21 protein-coding genes and 2 pseudogenes are annotated in these 26,414 nt (G+C 35.9%); 3 read left to right on the top strand and 20 right to left on the bottom strand.

Annotated elements, in window-relative coordinates; genetic code table 11:
- Positions 1-73: 73 nt before the first annotated feature.
- On the bottom strand, positions 74-1,732 hold the full coding sequence (locus tag NYE52_RS04825; protein ID WP_341192015.1) for an ABC1 kinase family protein: 1,659 nt from the start codon (positions 1,730-1,732) through the stop codon (positions 74-76).
- A 13-nt stretch (positions 1,733-1,745) separates the two neighbouring features.
- The gene (locus NYE52_RS04820) at positions 1,746-2,045 is read right to left on the bottom strand and encodes a phasin family protein (protein WP_341192014.1); all 300 of its coding nucleotides are present in this window, start codon (positions 2,043-2,045) and stop codon (positions 1,746-1,748) included.
- 197 nt (positions 2,046-2,242) lie between these two features.
- Here NYE52_RS04820 and NYE52_RS04815 point away from each other — a divergent pair, with 197 nt between their 5' ends.
- The 3 genes and pseudogenes from NYE52_RS04815 (at position 2,243) to NYE52_RS04805 (ending at position 3,826) form a co-directional block, all read left to right on the top strand.
- Positions 2,243-2,506, top strand: a complete 264-nt coding sequence (locus NYE52_RS04815) for a hypothetical protein (protein WP_341192013.1) — start codon at positions 2,243-2,245, stop codon at positions 2,504-2,506.
- Positions 2,507-2,650: 144 nt separating this feature from the next.
- Positions 2,651-3,138 (top strand): annotated as a pseudogene (locus NYE52_RS04810) (DedA family protein).
- A 259-nt stretch (positions 3,139-3,397) separates the two neighbouring features.
- Positions 3,398-3,826 carry a hypothetical protein gene (locus NYE52_RS04805; protein WP_341192012.1) on the top strand — a complete coding sequence of 143 codons (429 nt, stop codon included), beginning with the start codon at positions 3,398-3,400 and terminating at the stop codon, positions 3,824-3,826.
- Positions 3,827-3,854: 28 nt separating this feature from the next.
- Here NYE52_RS04805 and NYE52_RS04800 read toward each other — a convergent pair.
- The 18 genes and pseudogenes from NYE52_RS04800 to NYE52_RS04715 form a co-directional block, all read right to left on the bottom strand.
- Positions 3,855-4,413: pseudogene (locus NYE52_RS04800) on the bottom strand (IS1595 family transposase); the annotation flags it as partial.
- Positions 4,414-4,489: 76 nt separating this feature from the next.
- Positions 4,490-5,410 carry a cysteine synthase A gene (cysK, locus tag NYE52_RS04795; protein ID WP_341192011.1) on the bottom strand — a complete coding sequence of 307 codons (921 nt, stop codon included), beginning with the start codon at positions 5,408-5,410 and terminating at the stop codon, positions 4,490-4,492.
- Between the two features lie 13 nt (positions 5,411-5,423).
- The gene (locus NYE52_RS04790) at positions 5,424-6,047 is read right to left on the bottom strand and encodes a lysozyme family protein (RefSeq protein ID WP_445669091.1); all 624 of its coding nucleotides are present in this window, start codon (positions 6,045-6,047) and stop codon (positions 5,424-5,426) included.
- A 190-nt stretch (positions 6,048-6,237) separates the two neighbouring features.
- Positions 6,238-7,476, bottom strand: a complete 1,239-nt coding sequence (locus NYE52_RS04785; protein WP_341192010.1) for an MFS transporter — start codon at positions 7,474-7,476, stop codon at positions 6,238-6,240.
- Between the two features lie 833 nt (positions 7,477-8,309).
- Positions 8,310-9,728: a D-xylose transporter XylE gene (gene xylE, locus NYE52_RS04780; protein WP_341192009.1), complete on the bottom strand. Its 1,419-nt coding sequence runs from the start codon at positions 9,726-9,728 to the stop codon at positions 8,310-8,312.
- Between the two features lie 383 nt (positions 9,729-10,111).
- Positions 10,112-11,680 carry a response regulator gene (locus NYE52_RS04775; protein ID WP_341192008.1) on the bottom strand — a complete coding sequence of 523 codons (1,569 nt, stop codon included), beginning with the start codon at positions 11,678-11,680 and terminating at the stop codon, positions 10,112-10,114.
- Positions 11,677-13,116 carry a sensor histidine kinase gene (locus NYE52_RS04770; RefSeq protein ID WP_341192007.1) on the bottom strand — a complete coding sequence of 480 codons (1,440 nt, stop codon included), beginning with the start codon at positions 13,114-13,116 and terminating at the stop codon, positions 11,677-11,679. Before NYE52_RS04770 ends, NYE52_RS04775 begins: the two co-directional genes overlap by 4 nt.
- The gene (locus NYE52_RS04765) at positions 13,109-14,116 is read right to left on the bottom strand and encodes a sugar-binding protein (RefSeq protein WP_341192006.1); all 1,008 of its coding nucleotides are present in this window, start codon (positions 14,114-14,116) and stop codon (positions 13,109-13,111) included. The genes NYE52_RS04770 and NYE52_RS04765 overlap by 8 nt, the downstream gene beginning before the upstream one ends.
- A gap of 194 nt (positions 14,117-14,310) precedes the next feature.
- Positions 14,311-14,628: a hypothetical protein gene (locus tag NYE52_RS04760; protein ID WP_341192005.1), complete on the bottom strand. Its 318-nt coding sequence runs from the start codon at positions 14,626-14,628 to the stop codon at positions 14,311-14,313.
- 74 nt (positions 14,629-14,702) lie between these two features.
- Positions 14,703-15,269: an NADPH-dependent FMN reductase gene (locus tag NYE52_RS04755; RefSeq protein ID WP_341192004.1), complete on the bottom strand. Its 567-nt coding sequence runs from the start codon at positions 15,267-15,269 to the stop codon at positions 14,703-14,705.
- 3 nt (positions 15,270-15,272) lie between these two features.
- Complete coding sequence (locus NYE52_RS04750; protein WP_341195114.1) at positions 15,273-16,337, bottom strand: LLM class flavin-dependent oxidoreductase; 1,065 nt, start codon at positions 16,335-16,337, stop codon at positions 15,273-15,275.
- 17 nt (positions 16,338-16,354) lie between these two features.
- On the bottom strand, positions 16,355-16,906 hold the full coding sequence (locus tag NYE52_RS04745) for a YwhD family protein (RefSeq protein ID WP_341192003.1): 552 nt from the start codon (positions 16,904-16,906) through the stop codon (positions 16,355-16,357).
- A gap of 427 nt (positions 16,907-17,333) precedes the next feature.
- Positions 17,334-17,492: a hypothetical protein gene (locus tag NYE52_RS04740; protein WP_341192002.1), complete on the bottom strand. Its 159-nt coding sequence runs from the start codon at positions 17,490-17,492 to the stop codon at positions 17,334-17,336.
- A gap of 87 nt (positions 17,493-17,579) precedes the next feature.
- Entirely contained in the window at positions 17,580-21,002 is a 3,423-nt protein-coding gene (locus NYE52_RS04735; protein WP_341192001.1) for a glycoside hydrolase family 2 TIM barrel-domain containing protein, read from the bottom strand.
- A 211-nt stretch (positions 21,003-21,213) separates the two neighbouring features.
- A complete protein-coding gene (locus tag NYE52_RS04730; protein ID WP_341192000.1) occupies positions 21,214-21,756 on the bottom strand; it encodes a D-lyxose/D-mannose family sugar isomerase in 543 nt (180 codons plus the stop codon).
- Positions 21,757-21,828: 72 nt separating this feature from the next.
- On the bottom strand, positions 21,829-22,917 hold the full coding sequence (locus NYE52_RS04725; protein ID WP_341191999.1) for a Gfo/Idh/MocA family protein: 1,089 nt from the start codon (positions 22,915-22,917) through the stop codon (positions 21,829-21,831).
- 457 nt (positions 22,918-23,374) lie between these two features.
- Complete coding sequence (locus tag NYE52_RS04720) at positions 23,375-23,899, bottom strand: YceI family protein (protein WP_341191998.1); 525 nt, start codon at positions 23,897-23,899, stop codon at positions 23,375-23,377.
- A gap of 296 nt (positions 23,900-24,195) precedes the next feature.
- Positions 24,196-26,259, bottom strand: coding sequence for a 5'-nucleotidase C-terminal domain-containing protein (locus NYE52_RS04715; RefSeq protein ID WP_341191997.1), 2,064 nt, complete (start codon positions 26,257-26,259; stop codon positions 24,196-24,198).
- Positions 26,260-26,414 lie beyond the last annotated feature (155 nt).

Here is a 26,414-nt window from a genome sequence, read left to right as displayed (position 1 = left end):
AAAAAAGTGTCAAAACTCAATTTTAGAGTCTTGACACTTTTTTTAGTAAAAGATCAGTAACCTTCATCATAAACTAAAACCTACCCGATCGAAAAATAGAGTAAATAAGCCAAGCAACCATTAGCATCGCAATGGAAAAACCAATTTCAATAATCGGAAATTTCCAGAGAACCGTTTGTACCCCACTTAGGGCAACTCCTATAATTAGACCAACCATGACGATGCTCAGTGCAAGTAAGACAATACTAAACGCTATCTGGTTACTGAACCGATCAATCTTTTTAATTAATAAATCCAATTGTGGCGATGTAAATTCTACTTCTACTTTTCCTTTTCGAAGGATTCCGATAAACTGTTTAACTGTCAATGGAATTTCTTTGATAGAAGCATAATATTCTGGAATCTCCTCTACTATGCTTTTTACTATTTTCCAAGGCTTCAGCCTATCTAAAAAAAGCTTCCTACCAAAAGGCTCCGCAACATCAAACACGCTAAAAGTAGGATCTAAGGCAACGACAACCCCTTCCATTGTCATTAACGACTTTCCAAGAAGCGTTAATTCAGATGGAATTCGAATATTATGCCGGAATGCAATAAAAAATAAATCATTGATTGCTTCCCCAACACTTACTTCTTGCAACGGAATATCATAATATTTATCACGCATTTCTTCCACATCAGCGGTTAATTTTCTAATATCAACATTTTCTGGAATCATTCCTAAATCAGAAATAGCTCGGATAATCCCTTTTGTGCTTTTATTCCGAAGAGCAACGACGAAGGACGCAAAATTCTTTTTCGTATAAGAAGAAAGCTGCCCTACCATTCCAAAGTCCAATAAAACGATTCTGCCGTCCTCTAGTGCCAGTACATTTCCTGGATGAGGATCTGCATGGAAATGACCAACTTCTAAAATCTGATAAAAAATAATATAGGCTAATCTTTCTGCAAGTAATTCACGATCAATCCCTGCATCATCAAGACGCTTATGATCTGATAGCTTTATTCCCTCTATATAATCCATCGTCAATACTTTTTTTGTGGAATAGTCCCAGTAAACAGACGGGATGACAACATACCCTAAAGGTTTATTCTGCTCTAAAAAGCGTTCCATATTTCGGGCTTCTATTCCATAATTTAATTCGATAAGCAATCCTTTTGCTAATTCATCAACAATTTCACGAAGGCCATATTGCTTCGCCCATGCCCACGTATTTTCAGCAATCCGGGCTAAATCAGCGATAATTTCCAAATCTGTTTCAATAATTGCATGAATATTAGGACGTTGTATCTTTACAGCAACATGTGTCCCATCTTTTAGGATCGCTTTATGCACTTGACCAATGGATGCTGCTGCCAAAGGTGTCTCAGAGAAATGCTTAAACAAATGATCAATAGAATGGCCTAATTCTTCTTCTAAAATCCGAACAGCCTCATCATAGGTAAACGGCGGAACCTGATCCTGCAGCTCTTTTAGCTCATTTATAATTTCTGGTGGGATTAAGTCCGGACGAGTACTAGCTATTTGCCCCAGCTTAATAAAGGTCGTTCCTAATTCTTCTAAAACTAGGCGTATGCGACGTCCTGTACTTTTAGGAGGATGATCTTTGTGAAAAAAAAACTTCTCCTCCAGCCCCATTTTATTGGAAAAAAAGCCTATTCCGTTGCGGGCGAGAATAGACGTGATTTTCCGATATCTTTTCATCTGTCTAACGCGTTTACTTACACCCATTTACAAACCTACTTTATTCCTCGAAATTTTTTCTTTCTAATGCCTCAATTCTTTTTTCTAATTTCTTTATATCTTCTAAAGTGGCTAACTTCAATTCTCCGTATGCTGCATTAACCTTTTCTTTCGCAACTGCTTCCAGTTGACCTTTCATTTCTTCTCCTCTTTGAATCAAATGATTGATTAAATCCTTTGATTCACTTTTACTTACTTCGCCTTTCTTCACTAATTCTTCCACTGTTTTCTCTACTTGTTCTTTGCCTGCAATCGCTAAACCTAAACCTAAGGAAAGTGCTTTTTCAATTGTTGTTCTCATCTTTAAAAAACCTCCTTATATTCTTTCTAGACTACTTCATTTTCCCTTAGAATACTTTTCTATTTGTGATTAAAGTAATCCAAATAAGACCCAAAGTCAAATCATATGAGCGTATATTCTTCGTTTGTGCCAACATATTTATGATATGCTTAGATATGTAATTAATGGTTATTTTTTTCTATTGGAGGGGTTCTAATTTGGAGGAAAAAAGAACAATGTATGTAGAACTAATATTCGGCTCGATTGGTATGATTATTATTGCTTTATTTATCGTAAATGCGCTCTATTCTGATTCTAGTTCAATGGCCATACTACCACTTATTTTAGGTTTTGGGCTCATGAACGGTTATATTTTCTTTTTAGAAAAAAAGGCAGGCTTTAGCAAGAAAGTAATTTGGACTCAATCACTCATTCTCTTCTTATTTTTTATTATCTACCTTATGTTTAAATTTTACTATTAATCAGCTAGTGATCAACAAAAAATAAAAATTACTCCCTTTTATTTTTTTCCTGTATGATAAGAAAGGCGCAAATCTGCCTCTTACCTGCAAGATGCGCTTTTTATCATTAGCTAGTTTTCTAGAAAGAAAGAATGGAGTAAATAAATGAGTACTTCGATACAATTCATTTCCCAATACGGGTACATTGCCATATTTGCTCTTTTTGCACTAAGCGGTCTCGGTATTCCTGTACCAGATGAAGCTTTATTAACCTTTGTAGGTTATCTCACTTCCATTTCCATGATGAATTTCCTTCTTGCAGATATTATTTGCTTTATTGGTGCTCTAAGCGCCATGATCATCAATTACACATTAGGAAAAAAATAGGAAAACCATTTCTGCTTACACATGGAAAATGGCTAAAGCTTACTCCTGCAAAATTAGAACGAGTCGAAAAATGGTTTGATAAATATGGTCCATGGACGATTATCATCGCTAATTTTATCCCAGGTGTCAGAAGATTAGCCTCCTACTTCTCAGGTGTTTCAGGCATGAATCTATCAAAATATATCCTTTTCGCGGCTATCGGCTCCTTCCTATGGTGCCTGCTTTTTACTATCATCGGTTACTATATTGGAGTGCTTCCTTTTTAAAATGGAATGTGCTCTTTTTTTTCTTGAATAACTAGAATAAAAGCTTGGTTATTTACTAATTAAATAGGTATATGATTCAATTATTCCTACTTATGATCCAAATTTCCATTTTATGAGCCAAACTCCAATTAAACAATCTTAATCCACTACTCTAAAAACAAGGCTCTTTTCGCAAAGATTGTTGTTTTTAGAGATATAAAAAATAATTTTGAAACTTTTCTATACACCTTCCGTCTTATAATAAAAGGGGGTCGAAACCTTGAAGAAATTATTAATTGTCTTTTGTGGAATAATTTCAATTTTCATCGTTGGTTGTTCGAACACATTAGAAAATGAAGAGCAAAATATTGAAGTCCAAAAACGTATTGGTGATGAATATAATTACGAGGACTTCAAAGAAATTACTAATAGTGAAAAAGTGAAAAAAGTGAAAGAAATATTAAATGATATTCATTGGGAAAATGCAAAAGTGGATATGGCACGCCCTGCTGATTACAAATTTGGTTTTCAATATGAAAATCCAAATATTGAAGCAAAAGCAGTGTTATATGAACTTTGGATAAGTCCAAATAAAGACAAAGTAGAACTTATAATCGATGCTGAAAGTAAATATGCTCAATTAGATAAAAATAAGTCAACAATACTATTTGAAATTATTACTGGAGAAAAACTATCAGACCTAAAGTAATCAAATGACCTCAGATTAGAGGTATTTTTTATGCTCTCCTTATTATTTCAACAGTTGTGATGACAGAATTTCGGCAAGCTGAAATAAGCATTTGTTCTACTCGTTTTCAAATGCTAAACTTTTCCCTAATTCAAGCCATCGGAACCAATAGAGGTAATTATCCAAGTATTTAGTCGCAACACCCTGGAACCGTTCCATCCAACCTTTTAAACGATGGTGAAAGTTATTGACGTGTTGGATATGAAATAACCCTTTCTTGACACGTTGCTTTTTACGTTCATTAACAGTTTCGTGTTGTAGTTTCTTATTTTTAGCAAACTTCTTGTAGTTAGTAGCTGTATCAGTGCATAGCAAAGCAGACGGGTGAATATAATCACCAATCACAGCGTCAATTTCTTCTGCTTTCACACGCCCTGTTCCCGCTTTACGAGCAATCACACTACCATTCGGTCTTGAGCTATCACAACAGCGATTTTAAGGTTAGAAATGCCTCTCTTTTCATCTTTTTCTCCACGTTTTTTAGGTTTTCTATGGATGATTTCTCGCCCTTTCATTGATTCACGAAAGAAGGTTTCGTCCCTCTCCAAGAAAGCAACAATCTATACGAAAACAGCCAAAACCAAAAAAGAGCAGCCCCGACAAACAAGGACTCCCCCTTTCCATTTAGATAAATAAATCCGATGATAAATAACGCTCTCCTGTATCTGGTGCTAAGCAAAGCACTTTCGCTGTCGGAGGAAGTTCCTTTGCAATTTGCACAGCAAAATGCGCACTTGAAGCACCTGATGCTCCTACAAAAATACCTTCTTCCGCAGCAAGTCGTCTTGCCATTACTTCCGCATCAGTATCTTTAATCAGTAATATTTCATCAAAAATATCACGATTCAAGATGGTAGGGATAAATCCAGGGCCTGTTCCAGGAATTTTATGCGGTCCTGGTTTCCCCCCTGACAATACCGGGGAACCAAATGGCTCTACGACATATATTTTTATACCAGGAATCATTTTCTTTAATTCTTCGCCGACTCCTGTAACAGTTCCGCCAGTACCAGCAGTTAATACTAATGCATCTAACTTACCTTCAAAAGCTTCATAAATTTCAACAGCTGTCGTTCCACGATGAGCATCAGCATTTGCTGGATTTTCAAATTGCATTGGAATAAAGCTATCTGCAATATCACTAGCTAAACGATTTGCCTCATCAATCGCCCCTTGCATACGTCTGCTTCCTGGTGTTAAATGAACCTCTGCTCCATATGCTTTTAAAATTTGCACCCGTTCTTTTGTGGCATTATCTGGCATCGTAATGATACAACGATAGCCTTTAACTGCTGCTACCATCGCAATTCCTATTCCTGTATTTCCCGATGTCGGCTCAATAATCGTACTTTTTCCAGGAATAAGCTTGCCTTCTTTTTCCGCGCTCTCAATCATATTTAAAGCTGCACGGTCTTTAACACTACCACCAGGATTAAAAGATTCTAACTTTATATAAACTTCCGCTCCACTTTTTTGGGGTATTCGATTTAATTGTACTGTTGGCGTGTTTCCTATTAATTCCAGTACCGATTTGTATAGCTTCATTTCTATAATCCTCCTATAATTTCCGAGCATATTCTTCAATCATACTGCTCATTTCTTCCACCCTAGATGTTACTTTTTCCGCATAAGTAAAGTCACCATAGCAATATGGGTATCTAAAATTCAACTTGTCATTATTACAAGTATAAATCGTTGGTGATCGTTCAACCATATATTCTGAATAGGTCTTTGCAGATTCCTCACTATGTTTGACTTGATTATTACTGACAATAAAATCAATATAACCTGGCCCCATATTATAGCTCTGAATAATTGTTTCCATATCGACCCCTTGCTTTTGGCCGTACTTGTACATTTCTGCAAAATGAAAAACGCCCTGCTTAATACTTTCTGACGGATCTTCAATTGCATTTCTTTTTAATCCTGCTGATTCTGAGGATTGCATTGGATCATTTCCTTTTCCATGACTTTCTTGATCCATGATGGCAAGTAAAATTGGCGCCAGTTCCTCTGCATTTAACTTATTTGATTCTAATTCATTCGTAATGTTAGGTAAATATTTCAACAATCTTTGTTCATTATTCTGTTTGATTGTACTATAAGTAAATAAATAGCCGAAGTATATAACCATTATTATGACAATAATAGTATTCGTTGCAGATTTTCTTTTTCTTTTCATCCCTATCCCTCGTTGACGCTTAAAATCGATTTAAACGTTCCTGATTTTTTTCCGTTGATCAATACATTTATTCATTATACAAGAAACCATATTGAATTTCATTCCTCGTGAAAATAAAATCCCTTCTAAATGGCAAAAAGACTTAGTTAACACCGATTTGTTAACTAAGTCTTTTATAAGAGCAGGAATATTAAGCTTCCTGTGTAGCAAGCTTTCCAGCTTCAATCAGCGCTTTATCTCTTCCTAAGAAAATGGACAAAATAATAATTAGCGCACCAGTTCCTACTAATAACCATTCGATTTCAATGAAATCTGCAATTGGACCAAATATTAGCATTCCGATTGGCATCATAGAGGTAGAAATCATTCCCATTACGCCGAAAACTCTTCCTAAAAATCCCTCTTCTATTTTCTCCTGCAATAACACAGTCGTTGGCGTATTAAAGATCGGCATAGCCAAACCAAATAGTGCCATGAAAACTAAATAAATCCAAAATAAAGGAATAATCCCAAGAGCAAACGTACAAACTCCCATAATGATGCTTGCGAATGTCATTGTTTTTATTTTATTCTCAAAGCCACCCCATGATGCGATGACTCCTCCCCCTACCATCATTCCAATGGAAAAGGCAATCTCAATAGCTGTTAATCGCCAGACGTCATCTCCAAAGCTACGAGTAACCTGCAATGGAGTTAGGAATGCTGCAGGTGCCATTAGCACGAAGAAAATCGCAAAGAAGAAAAAGAATTTCTTCAAAAAGGCATGATTATTCACATACTTCAGCCCTTCTTTAAAATCACTAAAATAACTAGTCGATTGTGCTTCTGTCGCCCTTTGATGAGAAGGAATCTTTAAAAAGGCAAGCAAAGTAAAGATAGCAATAGCAGCTGTTACAACATCGATGAAAAAGATCGTCTCAAGGGATGCAAATGTCAATAAAGCAGCACTAACCATCGGTGATACGAACATAATAATCGCTTGGATACTACCATTAACACCATTCACCTTTGTCAGCTTATCCCTTGGAACAATTTGTGGCAATATCGCCCCAACAGATGGTGTTTGAATCCCTGTACCAAATGCTCGAACTGCCGCCATTACAAAGAGCAACCAAATCGGGTCATATCCCATTAAAAAGAGAATGGCCAATATCAATGTAGCAAATGCAATAAGACCATCTGATAACATAATCAGCATTTTCCTGTTATAGCGATCCGCCCAAACTCCAGCGACTGGCGATAAAATAAAGGTCGGAAGAAATCCACATAAAATATATAACGTCATCATTAAGCCAGATTCTGTCGTTAACGTTATATGCCACATAATCGCGTATTGCACAAGCGACGATCCAAACAGGGATATCGTTTGGCTACTAAGAAATAACACGATATTCCGATACCAATTTTCTTTATGATTAACTGTACTCATTCATAAACCTCACATTCATTTTTTGATTAGTTTGAATAAGTCTATCTATATCTTTTAAGCGCAGAAAAAAAGAGCGAAGATATGATATGCTTCTCTCTTTTTATTAACCATATATTCAGGTTTCCAATAAATAGACAGACCAATCCCATTCTTCTTATAAGAAGAACATCTACACGTATTTAATTAACGTTGAAAATTGGGAATCTTAATCTCATTGATGCTGTCAAAAGGAAAACCTCCGTTTCATTTCAAATTCCATTTAATCTTAGCATACATACAATGATGGATACAATCGCCTAGAAGAGGAATTTTTCATTTATTTTTCAAAATTTTTGTAAAAACCAGTATGTATATATTAATTTCTTCCGTTAAACCTACTTGATTTTAAGCTGAAATTTGATTTTATCAGCCAAACCTACTCTCTTTTCAGCCAAAATTTAATCTTATCAGCCAAACTCACTCCCTTTTCAGCCAAAATTTGATTTTTTCAGCCAAACCTGCTCTCTTTTCAGCCAAAGTTAATTTTATCAGCCAAACTCACTCTCTTTTCAGCCAAAATTTAATCTTAGCAGCCAAACTCACTCTCTTTTCAGCCAAAATTTGATTTTTTCAGCCAAACCTACTCTCTTTTCAGCCAAAGTTAATTTTATCAGCCAAACTCACTCCCTTTTCAGCCAAAATTTGATTTTTTCAGCCAAACCTACTCTCTTTTCAGCCAAAATTTGATTTTATCAGCCAAACCTACTCTCTTTTCAGCCAACCCCAACAACTTCTCCAAAAATTAAAAAGAAAAGCAGAGGACTATACCCCCTGCTTTTCCCATCAATCAATACTTAAGCTACATCTTCATCCTTCTTCTGTGAGTCAACTAGAATTTTCTCCAGTTCTTCCAATGATCTACCTTTTGTTTCAGGAACAAATTTCCAAATGAACAGTGCTGATAGTAAACTCATAATTCCATAGAAGGAATATGTCATTCCGCCACTTACCTCCATCATTGCTGGGTATGTGGAAGAAATAAAGTAGTTTGCTGCCCATTGTGCTGCTACCGCTATTGCCACAGCTTGTGCTCTCACTCTATTCGGGAAGATTTCTGAGATTAGCACCCATACTACTGGTCCCCATGACATCATAAAGGATGCCGTATAAATAATGATGAAGACTAATGTTGCAACTCCAATTTTGTTGGAGAAGGCCATAGCCGCTACCCCAAACATACCAACTGTCATCCCAACAGACCCAATAATCAATAGTGGCTTGCGTCCAAATTTATCAACCGTAAAGATAGCGAGAAGAGTGAACACAACATTTACTAAGCCCATAATAATCGTTTGGAACATGGAAGCATCTCTTGCTGCACCCATGCTTTCAAAAATACGTGGTGCATAGTATAAAGCTACATTGATTCCAACGAATTGCTGGAAGACTGATAATAAGATTCCAATCACTACAATTTTCTTTCCGAAAGTAAACAACTTTGCTTTTGATTTGTTGTTTTCGTTAAAGGAAGCCTTAATTTCAAACATCGTCGCTTTTGCCATTGTTTTTTCATATATTCTAGACAGAACGGTCATTGCCTTTTCATCCTGATTCTTCGACACGAGATAACGTGGTGTTTCCGGAACCGTGAATAATAAAACTAAGAATAATATTGCTGGTATTGCTTCTGATAGAAACATATAGCGCCAGCCGATGTCATTTAGCCATTCCATCGTTTGTCCTTTTGCAATGCCCCAGTTTACAAAATAAACAACAAGCATTCCAAAGATAATTGCAAATTGGTTTAATGAAACCAAAGTACCTCTAATTTTAGGAGGTGCCATTTCCCCGATATACATTGGAGAGATGGCTGAAGCTAAACCGACACCAATTCCACCAATAATTCGATAGATATTAAAAGTAATTAAAAGAGCATAGCTTGGTTCTCCTTGTGTGAAAAACAAAAACTCAGGAAACGCAGATCCAAGAGCTGAGATTAAAAATAGTACCGCTGCAATAATAAGGGAATATTTCCGCCCAAAGTTCGTAGCGAAGTAACCAGATATAAATCCACCAATAATACAACCAATTAAAGCACTTGAAACGGTAATTCCATGTACAAGGGAACTAAGACCTAATCCCTCTGAAAAATAAGCTTGTAGTGACCCTTCTGCCCCAGAAATTACTGCTGTATCATAACCAAACAACAAGCCTCCAAGTGTTGCAACTAACGTGATTAGTACGATATAAAAATAACTATTTTTATTTACCATAAGTTCGAAAGAGACATAATCTCCTTCATTCCTCCCCTCTTCCGTTTACTGATAGCCTTTTCATTTCTGCTAACAATAAACACTTTTTTTATCTATCTAGTAAATATCGAGTCTATTATCCCTCCTTACCTACACCAATATACGAGGATGGTTCCGTTTTCATTTCTATTTAATCATGCTTTTAATTCATTCATTTCATACTATTAAATTATCACGAAAGCGCATTCTTGATAGCACTTTCATCTTCACTTTTTTGTTATTACCTAGACTTTTTTGTAAAAACCTTACTTTTCTTTAAAATTCATTTATTTTCCCTATTTTGAAACCAATAATCTTTTAGAAAAACCGCCAATTAAAAAAACAACGACCAAAAATCGCTGTTTTTACTGCTGATATTTTGTTCGATATTCACTAGGGCTCATCCCCGTTTCTTTTTTAAACACTCTACTAAAATAGTTTGGATCCTTGTAACCAATATTTAATGCAATTTCCTTTAAGGGTACATTAGGATTAAATAAAAGCTCTTTCGCCTTTTCTAATCTCGTTTTCGTTAAATAATCAATAAATGTAACCTGAAATCTTTCCTTAAATAACTTACTTAAATAATAGGAACTTATTCCAATTTGCTCAGCGACTTCTTCAAGGGAAATAGCTTTATAAAAATTTTTATCCATATAATCCTTTGCTTGTAAAAGTAATGCGCGTATTCCATTTGATCGCCATTCTCCAAGGCGTTTAATAATGACCAATAAATGCGCCTTTGCTGCCTCTTTTATTTGTATAGGGGTATCAAATTGACCTAAGCTCGTTTCAATTTCTTCCTCAAATCCTAGCTCTTTCATAGAACGAGTTAAGACGATAAAGAAATTCTCCATTGCTCTGTGTATCATTCTTAGTTGAAAATCAGCGGCTTGCTGAATGGATTGAAAATAAGTTTCAAACATTTGCAGCCCTTTTTGGCTATCCCCTTTCTTCACTGCATCGAGCAGTTCTTTCTCCACCTCAAAAGGAATTAGCTCTTTTCGTTTTTTCTTCACTCGATCATTGTATGCCATATACGTTGCACTTGGATGGCTATGAACAAGCTCTAATGCATAAATTGCCTCTTTATAGGAATCAGAAAATTGCTGAATACTTGAAACAAGGGTTCCAATACCTGCATATATATGGCATTGTTCAAGATGATTTTGCACCTCATGAATTATCCTTCGCGAAAAATTATCTCTTATTTCCTTATCTTGCTGTTCCTTTTCATTGATTAAAACTAATATAGGCACTTGAAAACCAGTTAACGGACCAACAAGACATTGCAGTTTTTGTTCCTGTAAAGCTTGCTTTAAAATTCGATACCATTGACTTTTCTCGTCTCTACTAGGGTGCTGATTCTCAGATTCAAAGGAGAAGACGGCAACAAAGCCATTCTTCTTTTCAAGGTCCAGCCATTCATCCCATTCTTCTTGGTTAAATTCATATACATAGTCCATAATAAAAGATACGATAAACTCCATTTCAATAACCGAACTGACTCTCTCAAGCCGATGATGAATCTCCTGCTTCTTCATTATCTCTTGTTTATCCTGTTTAATCTCTTCTACCATTCCATCAAAAGCCTCTAATACTTCGGAAACACTACTTGGCTTTAGTAAATATTCTTTTATGCCAAATTTCATTGCTTCCCGTGCATAATCAAATGTATCAAAAGCAGAAACCATTATATATTTAATAGTGGAATCAGAGGCATGTATTCGTCTAATCGCTTCAATCCCATCAAATTCAGGCATCTTTATATCCATAAATACTAAATCCGGTTTATGGATAATAGCAAGCTCCACTGCTTCTTTCCCATTTTCCGCCTCTGCAATTACTTCAAAATTAGAACGATTTCGGCTAAGCATGAGTTTCAGCCCTTCTCTTTCAATCGGTTCATCGTCTACAAGCATTATTTTGATCACGAATAAGCCCCCTTTCCATATTTATTTAAACTAATAATCACACTTGTTCCTTCTCCAAGGGTTGAGTGTACCATTACCTGACTTTCTTTATCGAATAATTTAATCCGCTTAATAACATTACTCATGCCAATTCCAGTAGAATGACCAGATCCCTTTTTCGTTACGGTGCTTTCTGTATCCTCCCTCAAGTCCATTAATCGGTCAATTGTCTCCTGATCCATTCCTACACCATTGTCCTTCACTTCAATCCATACTTTTTCATTTTTTTCATAGATTGTTAAGGTAATAGTAGCCCCCTTCGCCATACTCTCAATACCATGAATAAAGGCATTTTCTATAATTGGCTGCAAGGTAAGGCATGGAATCGGTATCGATAAACAAGCTGGATCGATTTCTTCAATAAATTCCACTCTTCCGCCAAAACGTGTTTTTTGGATAAAAAAGTATTCCTTTACGATTACGACTTCATCCTTCAAAATAGTTTGCCGATCAAGACTGCCAATATTATAACGAAGCAAAGTTGAAACAGATGAGATTAATTCACATGTTCGATCTGCCCCTTCAATATAAGCGGTTTTTGAAATAGTATTCAGCGTATTAAAAAGGAAATGGGGATTAATTTGATTTTGTAGACTCTTTAGCTCCATCTCCTTAAGTAAATGAGCTAATCTAGCTTTCTCCTCTATTTGACTGACCGACTCTAATATATTTTTTTTCATCTCATTAAATGTTTTCGTTAAAAACCAAAGCTCATCCTTTTGGGAAACGACAATATCTTCTCCATCATATTTCCCTGCTGAAATTTCCTCTGCTTCCTTTGTCAAACGCCCAATGGTTCTGGTAATTCCATTAGAAAACCATAGTGCAAATAAAATACTTAATAGGATAATAGAAAAAAGAATCGTAGTACCCATATTTTTGGTATGGTTAATTTTTTTGTCCAAGAGAAAAGAAACTTCCTGATATTCTGTAAGCTTTTCATCAATTAAATCAAGTGCTTTCTCATGAATATAGCTTGATATTTTTTCTACTTCCTTTAAAGAGCTAGAATATTGTTGGATATCTTGATTTTCTATCCCTTCGACTGTTTTTTCCGTTTGCTCTCGAAAATTATCCATCATATTAACGAGATTTTTCTTAGGAATTCCTTGTTTCTCCATCGCAATAAACTGTTGCTGTAACTGATTGAACTTATTTTTGTCTACCATGTACAATGTTAAATTTTCCTTTAAGGGCTCATGCACATAAATTTGCAGAGATTGATAGGTCTGATTTGTTTCTTTCGTCATTTCATTTAATAAGAAAAAATATTCCATATTCTCATCATATAAATCTTTTACTTGTTGATTACTATGTTCTCGTATCCAAAATAATAGTAAAAGTAAAAGTAAAATCACACCAAAATAAATCAGTAGCTTCGTACGAATTCTAATCATAAGCTTTCACCTTTTTCTCTACTACCGCTTCTAAATCTTTACGATGGACGATTGATGCATTCGTATGATTCACCATCGGAACAGACTTCTGTTTTATAAGATTTAATATTAATTCAATGCTTTTTTCTCCCATTTCAAAAGGCTGCTGGGCGATAATAGCATTTATATTTCCTTCATTTAATAAATCGATATTCTCATCTAATGCATCAAACGAAATAACATACAAGTCATCCTGTTTCTTTAATGATTTTGCAGCTGCTACTATTCCGATTCCATCTAGTGAGCTTGTTCCATAAAACGCGGTAATATCTTCATGCTCTTTCAACATCTTATAGGCTTTTTCTTCTGCTTGTACTCTTGTTAGATTCGATTCATCTATCGCAATAATCTTAATTCCTTTTACCTTAGCGATTGCATCTTTAAAGCCTTGTACCCTTAATTGATGCTGATTATAGGCATTATCAATTCCACCTGTAATAATCCCAACTTTAGCTTTTCCGCCAGTATCCTTTACTAATGTCTGCCCTGCTAATTGACCAGCTAAATAATTATCTGTTCCTATATAAGCATTACGTAAACTTTCTGGAGCATCTGTATCTATTGTAATAACAGGTATCCCTTCCTGAACAGCCTTATTAATCAGTGGAGTGAATGTATCGTTAAGCGCTTGCACAATAATGCCATCCACTTTAGCTTGTATCGCCATGTCCAGAAGTTTCAATTGTTCTTCTGGATTCGATCGTTTCGGTCCTTCATATTCTACAAAAACATCATTATCTAATGCAGCTTTTTTCGCCCCTGCTCCTACTAAGCGCCAGTAATCATGATCCATTTCCTCTCCAATTAATGCAAAATGATATTTTGGTAAAGGAGAATCCTCGGATATAACTTCTAGCATTTTCTCATCATAAATTTGAGCCTGTCTATAGCAATACAGAGAATATGCAACCGCTATCAGAAAGGAGATAATTAAAATAGTATAAAAAAAGGTACGTTTCATATGTTCCTCCAAATGACGCAACTAGTTATTACTTACGTTGATGATATCATACATTTGAAACAGATGAACAAAAAATGTCTAGAAAAGGAATAGGAAAGAAAATTTTTAACTCCTCATTTCTTTGTTAATAATTATTTTTTCTTATCTACTATAAAAAAGCCCGCACTATTCTGCTTGAAAGTGCGGACTTTTCCTTAATTGTCCATTTTTGAAAGAGTAATTTTTACAGATTCCTTTTCATGTTGTTCTAATAGTTCTCGGATATCCCTATCATCAACAAAGAAGTCATCTACATATTTTGTACCTCTATAGTAATGCTGTTTTCCTTCAAAATAAAAAATATCAGCTGTTCCTTCATACGTATAAGTTCTTTCATTTTCACAAAAAATAGAAAGAGAAATTCTTTCCCCGTTATAATCTATGAAATATTTTGATAAAGGCATATCATTTATTACTAATACATCTGAACCTATATCCCGCTGAATGTTGACAATTCCTTCTAGTACCTTCATTCTTACTCTTCCTTTTAAAATACTAATTAGACTAAAATGTATAAAAACATTCTAGATAAATCTGCAACTTTTTATTAAAAATCGTATTTTGCTTCTTTTTTTTCTCTTATTTCCGTATAGGTTTCTGTTAATACGATTGTATCTTCCACTAATCGCTCAATACGGAAAAGAACATCATCATCGGTGATTTCTTTACGATAGAAATCTTTTTCCTCGATAAATACATAGGTTTGCACAATTTGTGCTTTCATATATGCCAAAATTGGCTTTAATTGCTGTTCAACAATTAAATAATGCTTCGACGAACCTGCTGTAACTAACATACTAACAACTTTATCGCGAAACGCATTTTGAGGCAATAAATCAAAAATGTTTTTTAACGTAGCAGGAATGGATGCTTGGAAAACCGGTGTTCCAATAATAATGGCATCAGCTTCCATTATTGTTTTGGTAACATAACCTGCGTCCCCTTCATATTCTAAATAGTTTCTACCATCACTAAATGGAATATCATAATCCGCTAAGTCGAGTAACGTTATCTCCACTTCAGGATAATTATCCTTGATCGCTTTCATCGTGTAATCCATTGCTGTTCTTGTTTTCGATCCTACTTTCGAACCGGATAATCCAACAATCTTCATTTCTTATGCCTCCGATTTTTTTGTATATTTTCTAATAGCCGGCAAGATTTCAGAACCAATAATCTCCACATTTTTCATAATTTTTTCAAATGGCATACCACCAAAGTCAATTTGAGCGATATAACGTTGATGACCAAACATTTCGTGTTGATAAAGAATTTTTTCAATAATTTGCTGTGGGCTTCCGATATTCATAATATTATGCGGATCTACCCCTTGTGCGAAATGCTGTTTTGGAAATCCAGCACCGTTTGTTTTTTTCATGCCTTCATTAATATGCGGATACATATCCTTCAATGCTTGTTGAGAGGATTCTGCTGCATAGAAAAAGCCTGCCGTTGCTACTGGTAATTCCGCTGGATCAAAGCCACTATTACGTGCTGCTTCACGATATGCATCTACTGTACGTTTAAATACAGATGCTGGACCACCTAAGTGAGCCATAAACATTGGTGCACCTGCAATACCTGCTCTAATTGCACTAGCTGGTGTTCCTCCAACTGCTCGCCAAATCGGAATAAAACTGTTTTTAGGTCGTGGTAAGACTTGTGCATTTCTTAATGGTGCACGAAATTCTCCGCTCCAATTCACTATTTCCTCTGCATTAATTTTCATTAATAAGTCAAATTTTTCTTCAAATAATTCCTCATAATCATGAAGATTATAGCCTAATAATTCAAATAATCCAATTCTTGAAGCACGACCAGCAATGATTTCTGCACGACCTTTAGAAATTAAATCAATTGTCGCAAAATCCTCATAGACACGAACGGGATCAGAGGTACTAATAATTGTGGAGGAGCTAGCGATTTTAATATTTTTGGTAGCTTGTGCAATCGCTGATAATACTACAGAATGTGCTTGTGTGACAAAATATTCTTGATGACTTTCCCCAACACTAAAGAAATCAAGACCCGCTTGATCTGCTAATTTCGCATATTCGATGATTTCATGTATACGTTCTTCAGCAGAGACCCTCTCTCCTGTTAACGGGTTTGGCAAATGATCACCTAATGTATATATTCCAAACTCCAAGCCTTTGCTTGGATCAATTCCATATTTTTTCAATTCATTCACCTTTCCTCTTATAGGCTATTTTTCAATTTCTCAGGTGATTTCTCCCAATATTCACTGTTAAAATCAACAAGGTACTTTTTTAAAGATTGCTTAGATTCTTCATCCATTATATCTAATGCAAATTTTCGTTTGATTGCTTTATCGAGACTATTTACATGCTCAGGCATCGACTTAAATCCAAAAACTCTTCTACTTCCTTCTTTCGTTTGCTTTGCAACCAATATTTCACAAGCACCTGCCCCAGAATAGTGGACGCCATTTTGGTTTCTGTCCAGAGCAATCCAAATTACCCAATATTTATGTGGATCTAGAGCTTCCACCTCTTCTTTCGTGACATTCTTAAAAAAGACCTTTTGCTCCACCTTGCTTCTACCATGCAAGGCACCCATATCTATAAATACTTCTTGCGTTTCTCTATCAATAATAATCGGTGTAACATTCTCTAAAGAAATAGAGCCTACGCCGTAACCACCATCGCCTTTTGTAGGGTCATTTCGTAAAATATTAAATTGTGCGTTTTTCGGGGATGATCCTTCTTTTTTGTTATCCATATTTTTCATGCTTCCTCCTTTCAGTATTATAGATTACTTACGATTAACTTATCTTCTCGTTTTTATCGAGAAATACTGCTAATTGCCAGCACAGATTGAACCGACTATTTTTTTACAAGCCCTTTTTTACGCTTAAATTTCCTAGCCGCCTTTCCTAATTAGAAAATTCATATCGCTTTTTTTAGAATGAATTATCTCTACATAAATGACTTGTCTTGATAGTAATATTAAGGGTTATGACGCTTTATGGCAATTAAATAGCTTATTAGGAAAAAATCCCTATGTTGAGGGAAGATTTTATTAATTATTTTAAGCCCATAGTATATTTTATCTTTCCTTAAAGAAGGCTATGTATGAATCTGGTGGATAGTAAATACTGGGTGGTGTTGATAAAGGATTTTTGGTGTGGGGTTTCTATTTAGGATTTGATTTGTTTTTATGAACACCACTTTTTGTTGGTGCTCTCTCGATTTTGGTTTTCATCCGGTTGATGAACGCCACTTTTTGTTGATGCTCTCCGATTTTCGGCTTTCATCCCCTTGACACGAACACCACTTTCCCAAAGTGCTCTCCGATTTTCTCCCCTCTCCTTCATTTTTCAACCTTCACCACCTATAAATACCTTTCTTCCACCAAAACAAAGCCTACCGTCCTTAACGGTAAGCTTCATTTTAAATTCCCATCACTTAAACTGAAACCATTTAAAGTCAAAATTACTTCCTGGTAAAAAGACAAATGTTACTTTTTGCAAGCCAGTTATTTTCTCCAACTCAAATACTCGTTCTTCATAGTCATCTGAGTAAAGAAATTCAACCATTTGATTGCTTTCGCCATCTTCATTTGCAAAGCGTATATGAATGGTATTTTTTTCAATTGGCGATTGCCCTGAAATAATAAGCTGTCTTGCGCCGGCCTCTGTAAAATCGAATTGTTCAAAAGTTAATGAAACATTATTGCCAATTCCTTCTACACAATGTTCTTTCACTTCAAAGGTATCCCCATAAATATGGTTACATTCAGATGCGTAATTACGTTCAAACGCCTGATTCTTCTTTTCAAAGTAAAAGCCTTTAATATGAACCTTTTGCTGTAAAACAAAGCAAATCGACTTGATTCCACGAAGTCTTTTCGACAATTGATATGTCTCTTCCTGATAAACATTCCACTTAGATGGCTTTTGATAAATCATATCCGCTACCAGCTCGCTGCCTTCTTCTTCTGGCATGCCTTCCCAAATTTGGATTGGATACTCATCATCTGATAGGGCAAAAATCGGAATCGTAATTTTGTCTGAGCCATAATTTCCAAAGTCTATTTCACGAAAGCCCACTTGCGTTACACCGTCCCTGCTAGTGGCGACTCCTCGTTCATTTCCATTCGTAACCTCACCTTTGCTGTAGTCATATAAACCTGCAGAGATAAACCCATACGGATCCTTATAGGCTTTTCCAAGTCCAATCGCCTTAAACTCTAGCTCGGAAATGAGCTTTATTTTATCGGTACCGTTCTTACTCGTGCAGCGAAGATGAAATTCTCCATCTCCTAAAGCAATGACCTTTACCTTATCTCCATGCACTTCCACCTTTGAAATATTCGATGCAATACCAGCATCGGTTACAACACTCCACTCTATTTCTTGATAAGAAGTAGTTGCTGGAAGTAGCTTAGCATGCACGAACATCTCTGTTCTTGTTGGATCAAATAGTTGCCCTGATTCACTTATCATTTCAATTTTACGAAGAGGCATTTCTTCTTCTCTTCCCATTACGATTGGTGTAACTGTATTTTTTATGGTTGCCGAAATTCCAATTAGTTCTGATGCCTTTGCTGGAAGAGATTCAAGCTCTAGGATTTCACTATCTAATCCTTTAGAGGTCACCTCTATTTGAATTTTTCCAGGTTCTGTTGTTGCAGCAATTATTGCCATTAGCTTGCCACTAAACAACCTTTTACTTACCCCTTTATATTGGTCATAATCCGTACTGTCCCCATTATCTAGACCAACCAAACGACCAGCGCCCGTCACATTTACATTCACACGATTTGTGGCATTTTCGACTTCGTTCCCATTCTGATCCTCTGTTGCAATTTCGACAAAAACAATATCATTTCCATTCGCAGTCAGTAATTGTTTATCTGCTTTCAAACAAACTTTCTTCGCATCCCCAAAGGATTTTTTTGTATCTGTTGCAATAATATTACCTGCTTCATCATAGGCAATAGCAGTTAACACACCTTTTTCATAAGGAATCTTCCACCATCCTACAAGCTCTGTTCCATTCTCATGATCGATAGCATGGGAACCAATCGTAGTCCCATTAAGCTGCAATTCCACTTTCGGCGCATTGGAGCATACACGGACATCAATCATTTGCCCTTCGCTAAAATCCCAATAAGGGAAAAGATGCACCATCGGTTTTTCCCGGTAATCTGTCCATGCCGCTTGATAAATATAATAGGAGTCCTTTTTAAAAGTAGCTGTATCAATTTGGCCAAAATAGGCATTTTTCGTATGATAAGGAGTTGGCTCCCCGATATAGTCAAAACCTGTCCAAATAAAAGTACCCAGAGAAAAGGGGGCATCTCGATCTGCTATAATACAAGCTTCTGTTGACTTTGCCCCCCAGCTAGTGGAGCTATTTCCAAGTGCAGAACACTGTTCATCATCATCAGCAAGAATTGATTTTTCATAAGGAAAATGATAAATTCCCCTGCTTTGAACTACAGATGCGGTTTCACTTCCATAAATAATCCAATCTGGATGCTCTTCATGATGCTTATGATAATATTTTTCGCCATAATTATAGCCTGCTACCTTCACAATATCCGCACATTTTTGAGCATTTTCCCATGGCATATAATTGGAGCCAATCGTCACCCAAGCATTTTGCTTCGGATCATATTTATGTACTTCTTCCATTAACATTCTTGTTATTTCTTGCCCTCGCTCATCTGCATGTGTGTCATAAATTTCGTTTCCGATACTCCACATCAAAAGACTTGGATGATTTCGATCTCTCTTCACCCAGCTTTTCACATCGATTGGTACCCATTCCTTAAAGAAACGTGCATAATCATACTTCGTCTTTGGTCTTTCCCACATATCAAAAGCTTCTGATACCACAAGAAAACCCATCTCATCAGCTAGGTCCATTAATTCCTTTGCAGGCATATTATGCGCTGTCCTAATTGCATTTACACCCATTTCTTTCAGTATTTCCAGCCTTCTTTTTAAAGCTGTTTTATTAAATGCAGCTCCTAATGCTCCCAAATCATGATGCTCGCAAACCCCATTTAGCTTCATCCTTTTGCCATTTAAACGAAATCCTTGCTTTGAATCGAGAATAATACTTCGAAAACCAATGCTTTGTTTAACAGCTTCAATTGTCGTTCTTTCTGGATTATTCATTTGCAATTCTGTTTGAAGCTGATAAAGATGGGGCTCGTTTGTGCTCCATAGCAACGGATGATCGACAATTAGCTTTTGCTGATTTAAGACCATACTTTCCGTTCCTGCTTCTATCGTTTCGGAGACAGCTGCAATTTCTTGATTTTTAAAAATAATAGAATGGGTAAGGTGTACATCTTGATTAAGTGCTAATTCTGTTTCGACTTCAATATGCCAACGATTATCCTGTTGATTCATTGCGATATAGATTCCATCTGTCACGAGATGATTATTCTCTCTTGTTTTAAGCCAAACGTTTCGGTAAATTCCGGCTCCTGAATACCAACGACTATTAGGGCTTTTATATACAACCTTTACAAGTATGTTATTTTCGCCATCCACCATAGCAGCTGTAATATCATGCTCAAACGAGGAATAACCATTTTTCCATTCCCCAACAAACTCATTATTTACATACAAAGTTGAATCCATATATACACCATCAAAACATAGCAGCAGCTGTTCCCCTTGTTTCTTCGAATAGGTAAAGCTTTTACGATACCAGCCAATGCTAGATTCATAGAGATCAAGCGTATTATAAATCAGCCAATCATGTGGCAAATCAATTGGTGCAAAGTTTAAGTGTCTACTATCTGTTTCTTCTACGCTAGTTTTTGCAAATTCCCATCCATCATTAAAAAGCATTTTCTTATTCATTAATAGAGGGCTCCTTTTCGTTAATTGCATTTAACTTTATTTTTATTTATATAGGGCTGTTTTTTCATCAACCTATTAAACATAGAAAATGTAATAGCTTCCTATTCTAAAGTATCTAAATTAATCGTTCACATTTTTTCAGCTAAGAATTCTTCAACTTTTCGGACGGTTCATTTGCCTCAAAAAGGAAGCAATAGAACCGTCCCTCTGCTTACTTTATCTCTGAAATTCTCTTTATATTTAGATCGGTAAAAATGTCGTGTTCGTCCCTGCTTGTGGTTGAAAACTCGGAGACGATTGCTCCTTCTTCACTTGCCTGGAACCAATGAAGGGTATTTGGTGGGATTGTGTATTGGTCACCAGGATTTAATTCTATTTCATGAAAGACGGTGTAGTATTCTTTGCTAGCTTCCGGAACTATTGCTTTTATATTTGCTGTTGCTTCCCCTTCCACATATAAGTATACTTTTCCAAATCTGCATCGGAAGGTTTCTGTTTTCCCTGCACTATTATTGATCGGTGGATGCTTATGCTCTGGGCATGTTTGATTTGGGAATAAGACTAATTCCTTTGCACAATAATGATTATTATTAATATAAGTGATTAATTGTAATCCTTGTGTATCTATTTGGCCCAAACCAAAGTCTGCCACTTCAATAGCGGCCTGTTCTGATTCACTTAATATGATTCCTGCCTGATTAAATAATTCCAGGGTACGCATTTGTACTTCTTGATATTTGGCTTTAGTCAACATATTAAACACCCTTTCAAGAATGATTATTATTGTAAAAGAGAACCTATGGGAAGCAGTAGAACCGTCCCTTTGCTACCTCTTCTTTGCATGTTGAAGGATTCCCTCTCTTGTAAAAAATGGATCTTCTTTTGTTAATGGTAATTTAACTGTTTTACCTGTATGTGCCGACTGATAAATAGCACTGATTAATTCAAGGGTTTGCTGTCCTTGAATTCCATCGCTTAACAGCGCCTTCTCTCCATTCACTGCTAGAAGGACATCATGAATTTGACCTGTATGTCCCTCATAAGGAATAGCTGGCAAACACTCATACACTTGTTGGATTTTTTCTTCTAATACTGTGTCCTCTTCAGGAAATCCATTATCTTTTGATTTAGATGCTTTCACCTTCCAAGGTGCAGATACTCGAGCATTTTTTCCTTGGAAAACTAATTGCTGCTCTTCCCCATGGTGAATAACGGAACTCGTAATTTGAGCTAACGACCCATTATCATATTTCAAGATGGCGATGGATATGTCTTCCACCTCTGCATTATCATGAGCTACATTGCTTGCAACAGCCGTTATTTCTGTTGGCATTCCATTCATCCATTGCAAAATATCAATATGGTGTACAGCATGATTTAACGTGCATCCTCCACCTTCTTTTTCCCAAGTTCCTCTCCACCATAAATCATAATAGCTATACCCTCTCCACCAATAGGAATCTACCTGTGTATGTACAATGGGTCCCATTAATTTTGTATCTAACACTTTTTTCAATTTCATCATTGGATTGGTAAAACGATTTTGAGCAACAACCGATAAAACTCGCTTATTCTTTTTCGCAGCCTCATTCATTGCATGACATTCTTCAATGGAGGAAGCCATTGGTTTTTCCACTAATACATGTTTTCCAGCATTCATCGCAGCAATCGAGATTTCCGCATGTGTAAATGGTGGAGTACAAACAGATACTAAATCAATATCTGCTCGTTTTAAAAGCTCCTTATAATCATCATATACAGCAACATCTAACTGAAAATCCTTGGCAACTTGATATGCCTTGTCTTTATAAATTTCGGAAAGCGCAACTATTTTACACTCATCCTTAAACTGTAAATACCCCTTAATATGCGCATTGGAAATCGCTCCTAAGCCAATGATAGCCACATTAATCATCCATGAGCCACTCCTTTATCGTTCATTTTATTTGCATTGTTACACTTATGGATAATACAGATTTTATAGAAGGAAAGATTTTAACCTACACTTTTTAAAAAAAATATTAACTTAAGTAGCTTTATTTGAGAATAATGTGACACTTTTTTTAGTAATATCTCGATGGAAATAGTAAAATACTAAACTAGTATAAAGAGAGGAAAATAACACCGAATTGCCAAATCATTTAAGGGTTATACTTTTTTGTACATTCGTAAACATTTTACGTTGATAACGATTACATTTATCTACAAAACTTAACCCATTAAACTATTAATAGAAGAAGTACTTTCAAATCTTTATTATAGGAAGAATTTTCTATCTTTTCAAGTGAAAATGTAAACCTTTTCTTTTTTAGATAAAAAAAGACGATTCTCACGCATCCTTTCGGATACATAAGAACCGTCCCTCTGATTCCTTATGCTGGGTTTACTTCTAGCTCTACTTTAATTTTGATGTCTTTTCCTACAAGTACACCGCCTGATTCAAGTACTGCGTTCCAAGTAAGTCCGAAATCTTCACGGTTGATTTTTGTTTCTGCTTCGAAGCCGTAAACTTCTACGCCCCATGGGTTTGTGCCTTTTCCACCAAATTCTACATCAAATGTAACTGGCTTTGTAACGTCCTTAATTGTTAAATCACCTGTTACTTTGTAGTCATCGCCATCTTTTGTAATAGATGTTGATTTAAAATCAATTGTAGGATATTTTTCTGTATCGAAGAAATCGCCTGATTTTAAGTGGTTATCACGATCTTCGCTATGTGTATTAATACTTGTTACATCAAATTTGAATGCAATGCTAGCTGTTGTTAGATCTGTTAAATCTGCAGCTTCTACGTCTGCTGTGTAAGAACCAAATTGCCCCTTTACCTTTGAAACCATCATATGTTTAACTTCAAATCCTACACTAGAATGTGATTGATCTACTGTCCATTTTGCCATTTTAAAATTCCTCCCATTTTCCTTTTGTTTTTTACTTTGAATTCAAGATATTTATTAAAAAAATTAGTTTCCCTTGATCTTTATAAAAAATTACAAGGTAAACTGATTAGAGATTGCTATCGATAAATTACTTTGAAATAAATTATCTCTAATTAAAGATAATTTTATCACATCTATTTGTTTTGTCTATACTTTGATGAAAAAAATTTTGGAATTTTAGGAAGGAAATTTTCCCATCATAAAAATCGTCCTTCTGTTAAAGTAATGATTGCCTTACAGAAGGACAATTTTATTAATTAAGCCTTAGAATACTTCACCTTTCTAAATAAAAGGAATCCAATGCCTGCTACTAGTAAAATTCCACCTACTAAAAGCATTGTGTACATACTTGTAGCTGTATTCGGAAGAGCATTTCCTCCAGAAGTATTGGAAACTGTTTCTTTAGAGCCTTGATTATTGTTGACATCCTGCTCTAAATCAGTATCATTTCCAATACCAGATTCATCACCACTGTCCGTATTATCTTGGTCGGAGTCTGAACTTGTTTCATCTGTTGAATCATCTGTATCGTTACTATTGTCTATATCTCCACCAGTTTCTGGATCATTTACTTCTGGTTCATCTGTTTCAGGATTTTCTCCTTCTGGTTCCTCTGGTGTAACCTCTCCTTCTTCATCCCCTGGTTCTTCTAAATCTGCCCCAAGTAGATCAGTAATTCGTCCTTCTAGGACAGGATCGACTACTCCACTTAAATCCTCGACCATGTATTTACGAAGCTGTTCCCAATCAATTTCACCAATATCTTGGACTCTACCTTCTTGATATGCTTTAGCGAATACGTCAAATCCATCTCCGCCTTTAGCAGTAAAGTTATTTGTCGTTACAAGATATTTTTGATTTGCTTGGATCTCTTCGTATTCTCCATTTATATTTACATACATGGATACAACACGAGAGCCAGACTCTTTTGTACTGTCATACGTAAATTTCATGCCAGCAACATGAAGGAAACCACCGCTTTCTGCAGGAGCTTGACTTACACTATGCTCAAGAATTTGCTTAATTTCCTCACCAGATAGTTCTACAACTACTGGATCATTTCCAAATGGAAGCACCGCAATGATTTCTCCAATTGTAATTGGACCTTCCTCGATTGCCGCACGGATTCCGCCACCATTTTGGAATGCAATGACTGTTTCTGGATATCTTTCTTTTGCTTTTGCGAGCATTGCATCAGTTACTAGATTTCCTAATTCTGTTTCATTTGCACGGACACTTACATCACTGTCCGTAAGACGCGGATTTGCTAGAGTTTTCTTAGCGATTGCTCCAGATTCCTGTGTAGAAAGCTGAGTTATTTTTTCTTTATATGGAGCTAAAACTGCAGCAGCTTCTAAATCTGCTTCTTTACTAGCAACATCAATTAGCTGTCCAGCTTGTCCAATAACTACACCATTTTCATCAAACTCCACCTGAAGTTTACCTAATAATTGCGAATACTGATAGGCTTGAACAACAACAGTCGGATCTTTTTCTGAACCGTTCTCATCTTTTGTCACAACAACTGGCTCATTTAACTGGGTATGAGAATGTCCACCAACCACTACATCAATTCCATCTACATACGTAGCTAGCTGTAAATCGTTCCCAAAATCAGGATTGCTATCATAACCAAGATGTGTTACGGCAACAATTTTATTAATTCCCATTTCTTCAAAGGCTTGTACAGCTCGTTCTGCCTCTTTAATATAGTTTAGGAATTTTACATTTACAGGACTTGAAATATTCGCTGTATCTTCTGTCGTTAAACCAAATATTCCAATCTTTTCTCCATTTACTTCTTTAACAATACCATCAAAAACTTTTCCATCTTCTGGTGAATCGGTAAACTCATTTTTAACAAGCTTATTCATAAATGCATCACCGGAAAAATCTACATTCGTCCCAAGTAGAGGGAATTTTGCAGCGGAAACAAACTCTGATAAGGACTTATGACCATCCTCACTAGAGCCTAAGTCAAATTCATGGTTACCAAATACCATCGTATCCAAATCCATCATATTTAATAGCGCTAAATCTGCTTTTCCATGATATTCGTTGAAATATAATGTACCAGAAAAAACATCCCCCGCATTAAATAATAAAGCTTCAGGATTTTCTGCACGTACCTCTTTAATCGCTGTAATCATATTTGGTAATAGATCAGCATGTGCATGTGTATCGTTCATATGCATAATAGTTAGCTTAAAGCTATCGCTACTCTCCTCAGCGTATGTACTAACTGGTAAAACAATAGATACTAAAAGTGCAAGTGTTGTAAAAGCGCTTAAAAAAATTGCAAGCTGATTCTTCCTCTTCATTAAACAGTTCCTCCCCAAATTAGTCCGTTGACCGCAAATGAAGCTACTCGATTTAACACTGTTTTTGTCAACTATTCTCCCTTATTGTAGAAACTCTCTATTAACCTACTATTAAGCGTTTGTAAATCTCTGTTAAACTAGAGTTGGAAAACCAT

The organism is Niallia sp. FSL W8-0635, from assembly GCF_038007965.1.
Classification (GTDB): domain Bacteria; phylum Bacillota; class Bacilli; order Bacillales; family Cytobacillaceae; genus Niallia.
The sequence above is the reverse complement of the archived record's forward strand: the minus strand, read 5'-3'. Positions and strand labels throughout refer to the sequence as shown.

Coding starts and splice junctions, on each gene's coding strand:
- NYE52_RS04730 (WP_341192000.1), bottom strand. CDS start 21,756: ATGTTGACTAAAGCCAAATATCAAGAAGTACAAATGCGTACCCTGGAA.
- NYE52_RS04820 (WP_341192014.1), bottom strand. CDS start 2,045: ATGAGAACAACAATTGAAAAAGCACTTTCCTTAGGTTTAGGTTTAGCG.
- NYE52_RS04790 (WP_445669091.1), bottom strand. CDS start 6,047: ATGAAAAGAAAAAGAAAATCTGCAACGAATACTATTATTGTCATAATA.
- NYE52_RS04825 (WP_341192015.1), bottom strand. CDS start 1,732: ATGGGTGTAAGTAAACGCGTTAGACAGATGAAAAGATATCGGAAAATC.
- NYE52_RS04725 (WP_341191999.1), bottom strand. CDS start 22,917: ATGATTAATGTGGCTATCATTGGCTTAGGAGCGATTTCCAATGCGCAT.
- NYE52_RS04740 (WP_341192002.1), bottom strand. CDS start 17,492: ATGAAGGAGAGGGGAGAAAATCGGAGAGCACTTTGGGAAAGTGGTGTT.
- NYE52_RS04785 (WP_341192010.1), bottom strand. CDS start 7,476: ATGAGTACAGTTAATCATAAAGAAAATTGGTATCGGAATATCGTGTTA.
- NYE52_RS04745 (WP_341192003.1), bottom strand. CDS start 16,906: ATGAAAAATATGGATAACAAAAAAGAAGGATCATCCCCGAAAAACGCA.
- NYE52_RS04765 (WP_341192006.1), bottom strand. CDS start 14,116: ATGAAACGTACCTTTTTTTATACTATTTTAATTATCTCCTTTCTGATA.
- NYE52_RS04755 (WP_341192004.1), bottom strand. CDS start 15,269: ATGAAGATTGTTGGATTATCCGGTTCGAAAGTAGGATCGAAAACAAGA.
- cysK (WP_341192011.1), bottom strand. CDS start 5,410: ATGAAGCTATACAAATCGGTACTGGAATTAATAGGAAACACGCCAACA.
- NYE52_RS04720 (WP_341191998.1), bottom strand. CDS start 23,899: ATGGCAAAATGGACAGTAGATCAATCACATTCTAGTGTAGGATTTGAA.
- NYE52_RS04735 (WP_341192001.1), bottom strand. CDS start 21,002: ATGAATAAGAAAATGCTTTTTAATGATGGATGGGAATTTGCAAAAACT.
- NYE52_RS04760 (WP_341192005.1), bottom strand. CDS start 14,628: ATGAAGGTACTAGAAGGAATTGTCAACATTCAGCGGGATATAGGTTCA.
- xylE (WP_341192009.1), bottom strand. CDS start 9,728: ATGGTAAATAAAAATAGTTATTTTTATATCGTACTAATCACGTTAGTT.
- NYE52_RS04770 (WP_341192007.1), bottom strand. CDS start 13,116: ATGATTAGAATTCGTACGAAGCTACTGATTTATTTTGGTGTGATTTTA.
- NYE52_RS04715 (WP_341191997.1), bottom strand. CDS start 26,259: ATGAAGAGGAAGAATCAGCTTGCAATTTTTTTAAGCGCTTTTACAACA.